Origin of the sequence: Streptomyces solitudinis, from assembly GCF_036323765.1 — a bacterium.
Lineage (GTDB): Bacteria > Actinomycetota > Actinomycetes > Streptomycetales > Streptomycetaceae > Streptomyces.
Map to the genome: position 1 here is coordinate 278,139 of NZ_JAZDCW010000002.1, position 14,010 is coordinate 292,148.

13 protein-coding genes are annotated in these 14,010 nt (G+C 76.1%); all 13 read right to left on the minus strand.

Annotated elements, in window-relative coordinates:
- Nucleotides 1-13: 13 nt before the first annotated feature.
- Nucleotides 14-763 carry an NADase-type glycan-binding domain-containing protein gene (locus tag V1J52_RS04945; RefSeq protein WP_330138348.1) on the minus strand — a complete coding sequence of 250 codons (750 nt, stop codon included), beginning with the start codon at nt 761-763 and terminating at the stop codon, nt 14-16.
- A gap of 666 nt (nt 764-1,429) precedes the next feature.
- Nucleotides 1,430-2,026, minus strand: coding sequence for a phage tail protein (locus V1J52_RS04950; RefSeq protein WP_330138349.1), 597 nt, complete (start codon nt 2,024-2,026; stop codon nt 1,430-1,432).
- Nucleotides 2,023-3,978, minus strand: coding sequence for a putative baseplate assembly protein (locus V1J52_RS04955; protein WP_330138350.1), 1,956 nt, complete (start codon nt 3,976-3,978; stop codon nt 2,023-2,025). The genes V1J52_RS04950 and V1J52_RS04955 overlap by 4 nt, the downstream gene beginning before the upstream one ends.
- Entirely contained in the window at nt 3,978-4,469 is a 492-nt protein-coding gene (locus V1J52_RS04960) for a GPW/gp25 family protein (protein ID WP_330138351.1), read from the minus strand. Before V1J52_RS04960 ends, V1J52_RS04955 begins: the two co-directional genes overlap by 1 nt.
- Nucleotides 4,469-6,256, minus strand: a complete 1,788-nt coding sequence (locus V1J52_RS04965; RefSeq protein ID WP_330138352.1) for a VgrG-related protein — start codon at nt 6,254-6,256, stop codon at nt 4,469-4,471. The genes V1J52_RS04960 and V1J52_RS04965 overlap by 1 nt, the downstream gene beginning before the upstream one ends.
- Before the next feature lie 6 nt (nt 6,257-6,262).
- Nucleotides 6,263-7,036, minus strand: a complete 774-nt coding sequence (locus V1J52_RS04970; protein ID WP_330138353.1) for a CIS tube protein — start codon at nt 7,034-7,036, stop codon at nt 6,263-6,265.
- 131 nt (nt 7,037-7,167) lie between these two features.
- Nucleotides 7,168-7,590, minus strand: coding sequence for a phage tail protein (locus V1J52_RS04975; RefSeq protein ID WP_330138354.1), 423 nt, complete (start codon nt 7,588-7,590; stop codon nt 7,168-7,170).
- A 96-nt stretch (nt 7,591-7,686) separates the two neighbouring features.
- A complete protein-coding gene (locus V1J52_RS04980; RefSeq protein ID WP_330138355.1) occupies nt 7,687-8,142 on the minus strand; it encodes a hypothetical protein in 456 nt (151 codons plus the stop codon).
- Between the two features lie 1,877 nt (nt 8,143-10,019).
- Complete coding sequence (locus tag V1J52_RS04985; protein WP_330138356.1) at nt 10,020-10,235, minus strand: hypothetical protein; 216 nt, start codon at nt 10,233-10,235, stop codon at nt 10,020-10,022.
- A gap of 788 nt (nt 10,236-11,023) precedes the next feature.
- Nucleotides 11,024-11,179, minus strand: coding sequence for a DUF6760 family protein (locus V1J52_RS04990; RefSeq protein ID WP_330138357.1), 156 nt, complete (start codon nt 11,177-11,179; stop codon nt 11,024-11,026).
- Entirely contained in the window at nt 11,176-11,661 is a 486-nt protein-coding gene (locus V1J52_RS04995; protein ID WP_330138358.1) for a hypothetical protein, read from the minus strand. The genes V1J52_RS04990 and V1J52_RS04995 overlap by 4 nt, the downstream gene beginning before the upstream one ends.
- Complete coding sequence (locus V1J52_RS05000) at nt 11,661-12,107, minus strand: phage tail protein (protein ID WP_330138359.1); 447 nt, start codon at nt 12,105-12,107, stop codon at nt 11,661-11,663. Before V1J52_RS05000 ends, V1J52_RS04995 begins: the two co-directional genes overlap by 1 nt.
- A 239-nt stretch (nt 12,108-12,346) precedes the next feature.
- Nucleotides 12,347-13,933, minus strand: a complete 1,587-nt coding sequence (locus tag V1J52_RS05005) for a phage tail sheath family protein (protein ID WP_330138360.1) — start codon at nt 13,931-13,933, stop codon at nt 12,347-12,349.
- Nucleotides 13,934-14,010: the final 77 nt, after the last annotated feature.

Consider the following 14,010-nt stretch of genomic DNA (forward strand, 5'->3'; position numbering starts at 1 on the left):
GAGTTCGTGGAGTTCAGGAGCGGCGGAAGAACTCCACCTCGCCCAGGGCCACGAGCCGGGAGGGCCCCTGCCCGTGCACGGAGCGGACGGTCAGGCGGAGCCGGGAGACGTCCGTCATCGTCAGGCGGTGGGCCTGCTCACCGGGTTCGTCCTTGAGGACGAGGGTGCGCTCGGCCGTCTTGCGGCCGTCGTCGTCCCAGGCGGTGACGGTCAGCGATCCCGGGCGCGCCTGCCGCAGGTACGCGTCGGCCCGGTCGGAGCTGCCGGAGTGGAAGACGAGGTCCGTGAGCCGGAAGGGCTTCTGGAAGGACGCCTCGAACCACTGACCGGTCGCGTCCTCGCCGGACGCCGGGGCCCAGAACGTGTTCCAGGTGCCGTCCACCGCCGACTCGGCCGGGTGGCCGGACGCGGCGCCGGACGCCCGCACCGACTCGGGACGGACGGACGTGGGCTTGGTGAACCGGTCCCGCAGCGTGCTCACGACCCCCGGACCGTAGGCGGTGGCCGCCCAGACGAGCGCCGCCAGCGCGAGGAACAGCGCCAGCCAGCCGAGCAGCCGCCGCAGACGGCCTCCGGGCCCGCGCCTGCGGTTCCGGTTCCGGCGCCAGCGCCGCCACCACGGAAGCTGCGGACCGGCGGCGCGCTCGGCCAGCGGCACGCCGCAGCGGCGGCAGAACGAGCGCTGGGCCGGGTTCGCCGCGCCGCACGCGGAACAGGTCACGTCGTCCGGGGAACCGGTGTAGTCGTCGACGACCGCGCGCACTTCGGGACGGCGGGCCGCCGCACGACCCGGCTGCACCGCGACCGGCCGGACCGCCGACGGCGGCCCGCCCCGGCCCGCGCCCCGCGCCGGTGGCCGGTCGTCCTCGCGGGGCTGGGACCGGGGGCGGGGGGTGCCGGTCGGCGCCGGTGCCAGCAGCGCGGCCGCCCGCGCCGCATCAGCGGCGTCCCCGGACCCGGACGCCGGTTCGGGGGCGGGTTCCGGTCCGGGAGCCGGTTTGGGGACGGGGGCGGGTTCCGGTCCGGGAGCCGGTTTGGGGGCAGGGGCGGGTTCCGGTCCGGGAGCGGGTTCCGGTTCCGGCGCGGGCACGGGTTCCGGCTCGGGCGCGGGTCCGGGGCCGGGTTGCGGCGGGGCGGCGCCGGAACCGGGACCAGGGCCGGATCCGGGCGCGGGCGGGGCCGGTTCCGGGGTCGCGGGCGGCACCGGTTCCGCAGCCGGTTCCGGTTCCGCAGCCGCAGCCGGTTCCGCAGCCGGGGCGGCGGGCGCCGGGGCCGCCCAGTCGAGGAAGGCTCCGCACACGCCGCAGAAGGCGTCCCCGTCACCCACCCGCGCGTCGCACTGCTCGCAAGTCGCCACCCCGGTCACCCTTCCGTTCCTCCGCTGTTCCGCTTCCGCTGGTCCGCGTGCCGCCCGTGCCGTGGGGCGGGCTCAGCCCTCGTCCGGCCCGACGACGTCCACCGTGCACGGCACGTGGGCCGGGCGGTTGGCCTCGACCAGCAGTTCCAGCCGGTGCCGGGGCAGCGCGTCCGGGTCGTCGGTGCGGACCCGCACCCGCACCCACGGCTCGGCGGTTCCCGGCAGCTCGCCGCCGGGCGCCGCCGACCACGCGGCCCCGCCGCTGTCGGTCACCTCGGCCGCCACGCCGAAGGACTCGCGGACGAGGTCGGCCAGCCCCCGCGCCGTCCCGCGCATCCGGTGCAGCTCGGTCGCGCGGGCCACCGCCCTGCGGCGTGCGGGCAGCGGCCGCCCCGGGTCGGCACCGGCGCCGGCGGCGACCCAGCCCGCGAGCCAGGCCAGGAAGTCGTCGGGCGCCAGCTCGGGGTCCCAGTACGCGTCCAGACAGTCCAGCACGGCGAGCGCGGGCGCCAGGACGGCGTCGAAGGCGGAGACGAAGCGCTGGGCGAAGGCGTCCTCGGCGAAGGGGCCCGGCAGCCGTTCGCCGAAGGGGTGCGGCGAGGGCAGGTCCTCGACGCCGTACCGCCGGGAGGGCGGGCCGCCCAGCGGGCCGGGGGCGGAGTCTGTCACCGCTCCTCCACCCGGACCTGGTGCTCGTAGGAGAAGACGAGCGCGTTGCGTTCCAGGTCGATCCGGTCGCCGACGTCGTCGCGCTCACCGGTGAGCGGGTTCGCCGAGAAGATGCGCACGTCCTCGACGAGTTCCACCCCGGGGACGTTCTGGAGCACGGCGTGGGCCTCTCCCGTCTGGACGGGCCGCCCGAAGGGCCAGCCGTCGCCGCCGGGCCCGCCGGTGACCGGGTTGAGGTGGCGGTAGAGCGCGTCCAGGGCCCGTTCCCGCACCTGTCCGGCCGGAGCCCCGGGCACGGCGACGATCCGGGCGGCCACGGTGACGCCCTGGTAGGAGGGCGGCTGGACGAGCAGCCGGGCGCCGACGGGCCTGCGGGCGTCGAGGTGGCCGGTGATGGCGGCGAGCATCTCGTCGGGCGGGACGAGCTGTTCGAACCGCAGCCGGTGCCCGGAGTCGGCCACCACCTCGGGCACCACGAGCACCCGCACGCCGCCCGCCTCGGCGCCGTCCCCGGCGGGCACGCAGCGGATGCGGGCCGCCGAGGGCGCGGCCTGCCGGGCGAGCAGCTCGTAGTCGGCGGCCGTCACGGCCCGGTCCTGGGCGCGGAGCTGGAGCGGGGCGCGCAGCTTGGCGCCCTCCACGGACTCCCCGTCCACGCCGCCCGACGCCGCCTCGCGGTTCTCCACCCGCGACACGTACGGGATGGAGGTGCGCAGCACCGTCAGCGTCCCCCGGGCGACGTTGCCGCCGCGTCCGCCGCCGGTGCGGTAGCGGCGCACCCGGACGCGCGCGCCCTTGGGCGGTGCGGCGCCGTAGCGGCGCAGCGAACCGTCGCGTTCCCGCACGGCCGGGCCGAACGCGACCTCGCCGGTGGTCGGGTCCAGGCGGATGTGGCGGTCGTCGGGCGAGGAGGCGCCGAAGGTCTCGACGCGGCTCCACTCCTGCCAGCCGCCGCCGTCGGAGGTCTCCACGACGAAGGGACCGGCGGCGGACAGGACGGGCGGCCTGCTGACCGCGAACCGCTGGCCCGGCGTGCCCTCGGACGTGCCGATGGTCTCGCCGTCCACGGTCTCGGCGTGCAGCACCTCCGTGGTGCCGCCGATGGTGAACGCCTCGGCGCCCCGGACGGTGGGCGAGGCGGAGTAGAACGGCTGGCCGGGTTCGGCCGCGACCACCCGGCAGCGCAGCCACCCCGCGCGGCGTCCGGCGATCGCGGCCGGAGCGTGCCCGCCGGGCACGTGCAGCACCACGTCGCCGGGCCGGTTGAGCCCGCCGGTGCTGTCCTCGTCCACCTCGCAGGGCTGCCATGCGGAGCCGTCGTACGCCTCCCAGCGCAGCGGGGGCTGGCGCGGGTCCACGCCGACGCCCTCGACGCTGCTGTCGAGCCGCAGGACGACGGCGCAGTGCGGGACGGCGTCCGACAGCCCGATCAGCATGCTGTCGCCGGGGGCCGGGGACGGGTCCGTGCCGAAGCAGGGCACGTCCTGGCCGTGCAGGGCGTGGTCGGTGTGTTCCGCGGGACGCCCGCCCTCAGCCTGGGTGAGGAGGTGGGTGAACGCGCAGGGCCGCACGGTCAGGTCGGCCGTGGTGGCGAAGACGCGGGCCTCCTCGTTCTCGGTGCGGTCGGTGGCGACCTCGGTGCCCTCGTGGATCACCACCGGTGCGGACTGCGGGGCGGAGAGCCAGAAGGTCTGCCGCGTCCCGGCGGGCGTGGGCGGGAACAGGGTGACGCCGACGAGGTCGAGGAAGGCGAGGTAGCTCTTGTCCGGCACCCGGTTGAGCCGGTAGAGGAGCTGATCGGTCATGTGGGCGAACGCCTCGATCAGGGTGACACCCGGGTCGGAGACGTTGTGGTCGGTCCACTCGGGGCAGCGCTGCTGCACGAACCGCTTGGCGTCGTCGACGAGTTGCTGGAAGCGGCGGTCGTCCAGGTGCGGGGCGGGCAGGGCCATCAGCGGACACTCTCCTGGACGTACGGGCCGCCCGCCGCCCCGGCGCCGGGCACGGGCGTCCCCGGGGCGGGCGCGGGTGCTCCGGGCTCGGGCATGTCGTGCGAGGGGATCACGTAGAACGGGAACACCAGGTTGCGCGGGTCGTTGGTGCCGCGGTGGACGTAGCGGACGTCGATGTAGAGGGTGCCGTGCTCCTGGCGGTCGAGGACCACGTCCACCTCGGTGACCTCGATGCGCGGCTCCCAGCGGTCCAGCGCCCGGCGGACCTCGTAGGCGAGCGCTCCGGCCGTGTTCTCGTCGGCCGGGGCGAAGACGTAGTCGTGCACGCCGCAGCCGAACTCCGGACGCATGGGGCGCTCCCCCGGCGCCGTGGCCAGGATCAGCCGGATGGACTCGGTGATCTCCCGGTCGCCGGAGACGAGCCCGATGCCCCCGGTGGCGCTGGTGCGCAGGGGGAAGGCCCAGCCCGCGCCGATGAACTGCCCGGCCATCAGTTGATCTCCACGATTCTCGCGTTCACCGAGCAGCTCGCGCCGCCGTTCAGTTCCAGCCCGGCCCGTGCGTCCACCGACACCGACCGGCCGGTCAGCTTCAGCTCACCGCCTCCGGCGTCGAGCGTGATGCCCCGGCCGGTTACGGTGACCTCGCGGCTGGCGGAGATGGACACCGTGCCGTCGCTGCGCACGGTGATCTCCGTGTTCTGCTGGTCCAGGTGCACCACGAGCTTGTCCCGCTCGGTGCGCAGCCGGACGCCGGAGGGTCCGGGAACGGCGTCCAGCAGCTCGATCCGCTGCCCGCCCCGGGAGGCGAACGAGCGCCGGTTGACCTTGCCGCTGCTGCCGTCCACCAGCGCGAGCCGGTCCGAGGTGGGCTTGTCGACGCCGTTGTAGAGCCCGCCGATCACGTACGGGCGGTCCAGCATGCCCTGCTCGAAGGCGACGAGGACCTCGTCGTCCACCTCGGGGCTGAACACCCCGCCACCGCCCGCGCCGCCGAGCTGGACAGTGCGCACCCAGTCGGTGACGTAGGCGCGGTCCCGTCCGGAGTCGTCCGACAGCCAGGGCAGCTTCAGCCGCACCCAGCCCTGGTTGCGCAGCTCGCGCGGTGCCTTGACGTCGGTGACGACACCGATGGCGACGCCGGGGACGCGCGGGACGCGCGCCGGGGCGGAGGCTCCCGCCGCGAGGCCGTAGGCGGTGCGGTCCTGGCGGGCGCTGACGGTCACCCACGTCTCGTAGCCGGTTCCCGGCTGGTCGGTGTGCCTGCTGGCCGTGACGGTGTACTTGCCGTCGAACGGCGTGCCCGCGCCGTCCAGCAGGACCGGGGTGCCCGCGCGCAGCAGCGGGTTGCCCAGGACGCCGATCTCCAGGTCGGCGACGGCGTCGGCCAGGTCGGCGGCCATCGCGGTGGACACCGCCTTGACCTCGGCGTCGGTCCGGTACGGGTAGTCGGCGATGAGGGTGTCGGAGGGCTTGGCTCGCTCGTACGGCGCGACGGCCCGCGGCGGGTCGACGCCGATCCGCAGGCCGTCGCCCGCCTTCACCTTCTGCTGGGCGCGCAGGGCCTTCTTGCGCTTCACGTCCCAGCCGCGCACCGTGACCGTGGACGTCTGGTTGACCGAGGTGACCGCCGAGCGGACGAAGAGCGCGTTCTCGCCGACCTTGATGCCGACGGGCATGTCCTCCACGGCGGCGGACGGCCCGGGGGCGGAGGCGGCGGGCACCGGCGCGCGGAAGAAGAACGCGCCGTCCCGCACGCCCATCTCGCGGTCGTTCTCCCGGGCGAGCGCGGTGAGGAACTCCCAGTCCGTCACGTTGGCCTGGGAGCGCAGCGGGTACGTCGTGGCGGTCGCGTCGATCCGGCCCACCGGGACGCCCGCGGCCAGCGCCACCTCACGGGCGATGTCAGACGCCTTGCGGCTGACGAAGCCCGTCACCTTGCGGCCGCGCTGAAGACGGTGGGAGGCGTCCATCGCCCGCACGGTGGTGAAGCTGCCCTCGCCGTCGTACTCGACCTCCATGGACACCACCTCGCCGGTGAACAGCGGGAGGACGCCGGACCCGTCCCCGGGCTTGACCTTCACCTCCAGGGGGGTGCCGATCCTGATGCCGGTGTCCTCCAGCAGCGTCCGCTCCGGGTCCATGAAGCGCAGTTGCGCCACGGCGGGCAGGGCGTTGCTCTCCTCGACGTCCACGCGGACCGGCATCGCGTCCCACGGCGGGGGCAGCGGGCCGGGGGCCTGGATGAGGAAGGTGTTGGTGTTCTCTCCGGTGGCCATCGGGCCTCACCTCATCCCGGTCGCGGGGGCGGCAGCGGCGCCGTGGGGCGAGGGCACCGCGGCCGGACGGGTGTGGGCGCCGGGCGCGGGGAGTTCGTCGGCGGACGGGACGAGGAGTTCCGTGCCGGGACGCAGCCGCAGCGGGTCGTCGATGCCGTTGGCCTCCGCGATGACCCGCCAGGCGGTCGCGTCGCCGTACTCCTGGTAGGCGAGCATCTCCAGGGAGTCGCCCACGACGAGCCGGTGCGTGCGGCGTGTCGTCGGGGAACCGGAGGTGGGGTTCTGGCGGGGCGTCGGGTCACCGGCCTCGGTGAGCTGGATGCCGCACGTCGCCCGCAGCGGCGTGCCGTCGGTGTCGAAGAGCGAGTAGGTGGCGTTGACCTCCTCCAGGTAGCCGAAGAAGGACACGCTGTCGAACGACCCCCAGGTGAACTTCACCCGGGGCGCCGAGGACGCCTTGGCCGCGATGCTCCGCGCGGTGGGCACGCACCAGCCGAGCAGCGTCTCGACGCCCTTCTGGACGCTGGTGTCGTGGGTGGCGGTGGCGTCGAGGAACAGTTCCACGGTGAGGCGGCGCGGCAGTGATCCGGTGAACTCGGGCACGCCCACCTGGGTGGCGCTCCTGGCGCGGTGCCGGATCCACTGCGCTCCCTTGACGAGGGTCAGCGTGTTCGGGTTGAACTGGAACGACACCGGCGACCCCAGCATCCCGCCGGGCGGCCTGCCCGGCTTCTTGGGGGGCTCGTACGCCGTGAGCGTGGCACGTGCCCGAGTGGCCATCGTGCGGTTCCTCCTGCTGCTCGTCGTGTCGGGGTCTGGCGCTGGCTGCCGCGGCCGGTGCGGCCGGACCGGCCGCCTGCCCGGACGGACCGGACGCCTGCCCGGTCCGGCCGCACCGCTCGCCGGGCGGATCAGAGGAAGCCGTGGTGGGCCAGCTCGATGCTCTCGGTCGCCACCTCCGAGCGGCTCGGATCGAACGACGGTCCGGTCCAGCCGACCACCACGACGTCCCGCAGGGACCACTCGACGATGGTCTTGGCGAGGTTCGGGCGCAGCGCGGTGATCTGGGCCGTCCCCCGCCTGACCTGCTGCGGCAGGGAGGCCAGGAAGCGGGTCACCTTGGCCGAGTCGGGCGTGAGCGGACGTGTGAGGGTGACCGCCGGGTAGGTGATCCGGGACGGGAGCTGCCAGACGAAGTCGTTGTTGCCGCCCTCCACCCGCTGCTCGGTCTCGACCTGGACGCTCAGGCCGGTGCAGGTGTTGAACGCTCCCAGGTCGATGCCGTCGATCTGCAACCGGAAGTGGACGCTCGTCCCGGGGTCCGTGAGCTGCATGGCGTGGTGTCTCCGTCCTGGTGGTGGTCTGGCTACCCGGGACGGGGCCGCTCACCGGGGTGGTGCGGGACGGGCGGCGGCGCGCCCGGGCGGGGCTCACCGTCCACCGTCCAGGAGCCGTCCGGAACGTTCGCGGCCGAGCCGCATCTCCGCGCGGAGCAGTCGGCCCAGCGGACCGGCCAGCCGGTGGGCGAGCACGTCGATGTGACGGCGCTCCAGGTGGCGCAGGATCTCCTCGCCGTCGAGCTGTGCGGGGGCGGCGGCGGCGCCGGTGGCGGTGGCGGCGGACGTGTTCGTGGCGGCCGGGCCGGAGGCGGCGGCCGGGGCCGTGGCGGGACCGGTGGCCGAGGCACGGGTACCGGGTGAGCCCGGCGCTCCGGGTGACCGCGGCGGTGCGGCACCGGGCACCGCGCGCTGGACGGCGGCTCCCGTGGCCGGTGAACCGGTGGCGTACCGGGCGCCGTCGGACGCGGCCGGGCCGGTGGCGGAGCCGTTCCGCACCACGACGGCCGGCGGACGCGCTGCGGGCCTGGGCTCGGCGAGCCGCTGCACCGGGGTGCCGGGACCGGTCGCGCCGGGCCCGGGGGTGCCGCGTACGGGGGCGCTGGGGCCGGAGGTGCTGGGTGTGGCGGACGGCGCGGGGGCGGCTGCGGCCCGAGCGGGACGTGCGGCGGGGGCGGACGCCGGGCCGTCCGCGACGGACGCCGGGCGTGCGGACCGGATCGGCGTGAGGGCGGGGAGCGCTGTGACCGGAGGCGGACCGGGCGGACTCGGCGCGGCGGTCCGGGGCGGCCCGGACGCGGCGCGCTGCACGGATGCGTCCGGACGCGCGGGGGTGACCGGAGGCGCAGACGTGACCGGCGCGGGGATGACCGGAGGCGCAGGCGTGGCCGGAGGCGCAGACGTCACCGGCGCGGGGGTGGGGGCGACGGGACCGGGGGCACCGGAGGGCGGCGGAGGAACCGGCGGCGCGGCGGGGCGGGCGACGGGCGGACCGGGGCGGGGCGGGGCGGAACCGGGGGCGGCCGGGGGCGTGGAACCGGGGGTGGCGGGGCGGGTCCGGGGAGCCGGGGGCCGGGCGGAACCGGGGACGGCCGGGGGCGCGGCGGAACCGGAGCGCGGCGGGACGGAACCGGGGACGGGCGGTGCGGCCGGGGGGAGCGGCGTCCGGGGCGCGGAACCGGGCGGTGCGGAGAGGCGCTGCACGGCGGAACCGGGGACGGCCGGGGGTGCCGGACGGGCCGGGGGCGTGGCGGAACCGCCGGTGGCCGGGGGCGTGGTGGAACCGGGGGCGGCCGGGGGTACGGCGGAACCGCCGGTGGCCGGGGGCGTGGCGGAGCCGGGGGCGGCCGGTTCCGGGCCGCCCCCGGGCGGAACCGGGCGGGCCGGGCCCGGGCGGCGCTGCGCGGCGGGAACCGGGCGGGCCGGTGCCGGGGCCGCCGGTTCGGGCGGAACGGGCCTGCGCCGCGTCGTGCGTCCGGTGGCGGGCTCGTCCCGGCGCGGGACGTCCCGGCGCAGGGCGCGGCGGAGTACGCCCGGACGCCTCTCCCCGGCTGCGGGCGCGGCGGACCCGGCGGACCCGGGCGACTGCGCTGCGGCCGGTTCCGGACCGTCCGCCGGACGCCCTGGCGTGTCCGCGTCCCCGGTCCGGCTGCGGCGCAGCGGGACGACGACCGGGGCGGCCCGGCGGCTCACCGGTGCCGCGCCCGGCAGGCCGTCCGGGTGGAGCAGGGGTCGCAGAGGACGGGCCGTCAGCAGCTTCCGCACCTCCGCCGTGCCCCCGTCCGCAGCGCCCCCGTCCGCAGCGCGCAGGGGCACCGGGGCGCGGCGGGGCGCGGCCGGTTCCGGGGTGTCCGACGCGCCGGTTCCGGGGGCGTGGCCGCGCGGCGGGGCCGAGCCGGGCGGGCCCGGTCGCGGCGCCGTCAGCGGTTCCCCCAGCCCCGGCCGCCCCGTTCCGCCGCTGCGTCCGGCCCGGGCCAGCGGGCCGGGCGGTTCCGGTACCCGTCGTGCGGCGCCCGGCTCCGCGGCGCGCTGGACCACCGGCGGCCCGGGCACTGCGGCCGTACCGGTTCCGGGCAGCAGCGGGGCGACGCGCCCGGCAGCGGCGTCCCGCCCGCCGCCCGGTTCCGCGGGCCGGGCACCGCCGGGACCGGCCGCCGCAGCGGTCCCGGCAGCCGTGCCGGGCGCCGGGGCGCCGGCGGCCCGGGGCACGGGGGTCCCGGCCGTCGCGGAGGGGCCTCGGGCACCGGGCGGTCCGGCGGTGACGGGCAGGCCCGGCAGCGGCGCGCCGAGTCCCACCCGGGGCGTCGCGGTGTCCCGGCTCCGCAGCAGCGGCCCGGCCCCCTCCTCCGTCCGGCCCGGCGCGACCCGCGCCCGGCCACCGTCCCCGGCTCCAGCACCAGCACCAGCACCAGCACCAGCACCAGCGTTCAGCCCACTCCCAGCGCCTGTCCCAGCGCCCGTTCCAACGTCAGCACCAGCACCGAGCCCAGTCGCAGCACCCGTTCCAGCTCCGGCCCCCGTCCCAGATGCGGCACCACCGGGCCCGCCGGCTCCGCCAGCGCCAAGGGCACCGTCACCACCACGGCCACCGGCTCCACGTCCCGTAGCACCAGCACCGCCAGCGGCACCAGCACCGGCCTCACCGGCCGCGGCGCCACCGCGCCGCTCCCCGGCCCCGGTGGCGCCGCGGCCGGTGACGGTGCGGTCGGGCGCCAGCGCCGGGAGCCTGCGCGCCGGTTCCACCGCCGACCTGGCGACGGTCAGCGGGCCCCGGGACGGCCGGGGCGGCCCGCCGGTTCCGGCGAGCGGGGTGCGGCGCACCGCGAGGCGTGGCGGCGCCGCGGTGGAGGCCGCCGGTCCCGGCGCCGCGACGGCGTCCCGGGGCGAACCGCCGCCCGCCGCGGCCGGCGATCCTGGCGCCGGCTCCTGCGCGGCCGGTGCCCCCGGAGCTGACGCCCCCGCGGCCGGAACCTCCGCAGCCGACACCTCCGGTTCCGTCCCGGGGCGGCGGTGGGTCAGTTCCGCACGCGCGGCGCGCTGCACCGGCGGGGCGGCGGCGGGCCGGGCGACGGCGTGCACCAGCCCCGAGGGGGCCATCGGGTCCACGAGGTGCCCGAGTTCCGTGTGGAACGCCGGTGACCGGTGGCTGGGCAGCCGGTTCCGGAAACCGAGCGGGTCCGCCACGGAGAGCTGGTCCGTGACGGCGCGCTGCAACGGCGGTACGGCCCGCCACCCGCCGTCCCACGGCCCGCCCGGGGACACGGGCACGGGCACGGCGGCCCCTCCAGCCTCTCCAGCCCCACCGGCCTCGCCGGATCCGCCCGGCGTCACACCGCCGGGTTCGGCCTCCGCACGTTCCGGGTGCCTCCCCCGGCCCGGACGCAGGCCGGTGAGGGCGCGCAGGCGGTGCCGCAGTGCCACGTTCCGTCACTCACCCCTCGTTGATGCGTGTGTTGATGCGGGCGATCTCCCGCACCCACCGGACCCGTTCCGCGTGGGTGAGGCCGAGGATCTGCTCCTGCGGCCAGTGGAAGTGGTAGGCGATGTACGCGGCCTCCTCGTAGAGCCGGTCGGTCGCGTACGTCACGATTCCCCCAGGCGCCCACCCGCCAGGTCGACCTCGAAGGACGACGCGCAGTCCGGGCAGGTGACCGCCGCCCGCGTGTGGCCCTCCGCGTTGACGCGCCGGTAGAAGTCCTGGAGGAAGGCCAGGTCCGAGGCGAACAGCTTCTCCACCACACCGCCGTGCACGTCGGTGACCGTGCCGATCCGGGTGATGACCAGCCCCAGCAGCACCACCGACAGGTAGGCCGGGTTCTCCTTCACCCGCAGGTCGGCCAGGGGCAGCAGTTCGTCGCGCGCGGTGGCGAGCCGCATCGCGCCACGCCGGTGGACGGTGCCGGACTCGTCCACGTAGCCGCGCGGCAGCTCGAACTCGAACTCGGTCTGGATGCGCTCCGGCGGCGGGGCCGCCGCCGGAGGTCCCGCCGGTTCGCCGTGGAAGGGGTCCGGGGCGGTGCCGGTACCGGCGTGGCTGCCGGGCGCGGCACCGGAAGCGGTACGTCGCATCAGTTGAACTCGATGTCCTCGAAGACGATGGTGACCTTCTCCGTCGCCGGCTGGCCGTCCCCGGCCTTGAGCCCCGGCCCCTCCCACTTCTGCGCCCAGGCGTTCTTGAGGTTGATCGTCCGGTCCTGGCCGCCCTTGGCGTCGGTGAAGATGATGCTGAGCTGCTGCCGGGCCGCGTCGACGTCACCCCGCTCGAAGGTCTCCTTGATCCACTGGGTGAAGTTGCTGGCCTGGTCCATGCCCCGGGTGATGGTGACCTCGCCGCCCTTGCGGGCGCCGGGGAGCTTCCGGATCAGCAACTGGCCCTGCTGGGTGACCTGGACGACGTCGATGCTGTCCAGTTCCATGGACAGCCCGCTGATCTCCTGGACGGTCTCCACCTGGATGCCGCCGAGCTGGACCTTGAATGTGTGGGTGGCAAGCGTGTCACCGCTCTCCTGGGCCATGTGCTGCTACCGCCTTTCCGCGCCGTGCGGGCGCCGGGTGCCGGGTGCCGGGCACCTGGCTGCCGGGTCCTGGGTTACCGGGTGAGTGCTGAGGAGGGGGACCGCCCCGCCAGGTGACCTGGGGGAGCGAGAACGGGGGGCGAGAACGGGGAACGACGCCCGGGAGCGTGCCGGTGGACGGCGGGCCGGGACCGGCCGGACACGTCCCCGCCGGCCGCGTCCGGCAGGCCGTACGGAGCTCACTCGTTGACGAGGCTCGTGCTGTCGGAGAACTGGGCCAGCCGGAAGATCACGAACTCGGCGGGCTTCACCGGGCAGACGCCGATCTCGCAGATCACCTGGCCGGAGTCGATGCTCTGCGGGGTGTTGGTCTCCGCGTCGCACTTGACGTAGTACGCCTCCGCTGCCGTCGCCCCGAACAGCGCGCCGCGGCGCCACTCCTCCATCAGGAACGCCGAGATGTTGCGGCGGATCGTGCTCCACAGGTACGCGTCGTTGGGCTCGAAGACGACCCACTGGGTGCCCAGCAGGACGGACTCCTCCAGGTAGTTGAACAGGCGCCGGACGTTGACGTACTTCCAGGCCGGGTCCGAGGAGAGGGTGCGGGCGCCCCAGATGCGGATGCCGCGCCCGGGGAACGCCCGGATGCAGTTGACGCCGATCGGGTTGAGCAGGTCCTGCTCGCCCTTGGTGACGTTCGTCTGGAGCTCGACGGCCCCGCGCACGACCTCGTTCGCCGGTGCCTTGTGCACGCCGCGTTCGGTGTCGTTGCGCGACCAGACGCCGAGGACGTGGCCGCTCGGCGGCATGAAGCGGTTCTGCCCGGTGGACGGGTCGAACACCTTGACCCACGGGTAGTAGAGGGCCGCGTACTTGGAGTCGTAGCCCGCCCCCTCCAGACGCCACTCCCGCACCTGCCGGGGCGTCATCTCCGGCATCGGGTCGAGCACGGCCAGCCGGTCCCCCATCAGCTCGCAGTGCGCGATCATGGCGAGCTGGACGGTCTTCACGCCCTCCGCGTCGATCAGGCCCTGCTGGTAGGCGGCCATCAGGTCGGGCACGGCGAGCATGGTGATCTCGTCAATGGCCTCCAGCGCGCCGAACCCGGTGCGGGCGTCGGCGTCACCGATGTACTCCTGCGGGCCGGCGACCGCGGGCAGCGTCCCGCCCGCGCCGGGGGCCGGAGCGGCGGCGGGCAGCGCGACGGTCTGCTTCTGCGGCCTGGCCAGCGCGCTCGCGGCGGCGCCCTCGGTGACCTGGACGAGCGCGGAGTTGTCCCGCACCTGCGCGACCACGTAGTTCTTGGCGCTCTTCTTCGCCGAGACGTCGAACCGCTCGGCCTGTTTGCCGCCCTGGCTGACGACGAGCGTGAAGCGGTCGTCCGGCGGGTTGTCCCCCTCCGGGTCGGCCACCTCGACGGTGAGGTCCGCGCCCGAGCCCGGCCGTGCGGCGACCTTGAAGGTGCCCAGCGCCACCGGTTCCCCGGCGGGCAGCTCCCTGGCCCGGTTCCCGCCCGCCTTGCCGCCGGTGCCGCCGCCTTCCGGGTCGTCCGCACCGCCCGCGCGGTCGCCGACCCGGACGACGTAGGCGATGCCGCCGCCGTTGGCGAAGAAGCCGTAGACGGAGTGGGCGAGGTAGGAGCCGTCGACGAAGTCGCCGAAGGTCTGGACGAACTGGCTCCAGTTCGTCACCAGCGTCGGCGCGTGGAAGGGGCCCTTCTCGGCGAAGCCCACGAAGGCGGCGACGGAGGTCCCGACCGACTCGATCGGGCGGGGACCGCTCGGCGCCTCCTCCACGTAGACGCCAGGCGACAGATACGACGGCATTGCTGCTCCCTCTTCCCGGGACGATCCGGTCCGCTCCGCAGCCTCGCGCACGCGCGTGCCGGGCGAAACGGCTGCGG

Coding starts and splice junctions, on each gene's coding strand:
- V1J52_RS05000 (WP_330138359.1), bottom strand. CDS start 12,107: ATGGCCCAGGAGAGCGGTGACACGCTTGCCACCCACACATTCAAGGTC.
- V1J52_RS04995 (WP_330138358.1), bottom strand. CDS start 11,661: ATGCGACGTACCGCTTCCGGTGCCGCGCCCGGCAGCCACGCCGGTACC.
- V1J52_RS04975 (WP_330138354.1), bottom strand. CDS start 7,590: ATGCAGCTCACGGACCCCGGGACGAGCGTCCACTTCCGGTTGCAGATC.
- V1J52_RS04955 (WP_330138350.1), bottom strand. CDS start 3,978: ATGGCCCTGCCCGCCCCGCACCTGGACGACCGCCGCTTCCAGCAACTC.
- V1J52_RS05005 (WP_330138360.1), bottom strand. CDS start 13,933: ATGCCGTCGTATCTGTCGCCTGGCGTCTACGTGGAGGAGGCGCCGAGC.
- V1J52_RS04970 (WP_330138353.1), bottom strand. CDS start 7,036: ATGGCCACTCGGGCACGTGCCACGCTCACGGCGTACGAGCCCCCCAAG.
- V1J52_RS04960 (WP_330138351.1), bottom strand. CDS start 4,469: ATGGCCGGGCAGTTCATCGGCGCGGGCTGGGCCTTCCCCCTGCGCACC.
- V1J52_RS04965 (WP_330138352.1), bottom strand. CDS start 6,256: ATGGCCACCGGAGAGAACACCAACACCTTCCTCATCCAGGCCCCCGGC.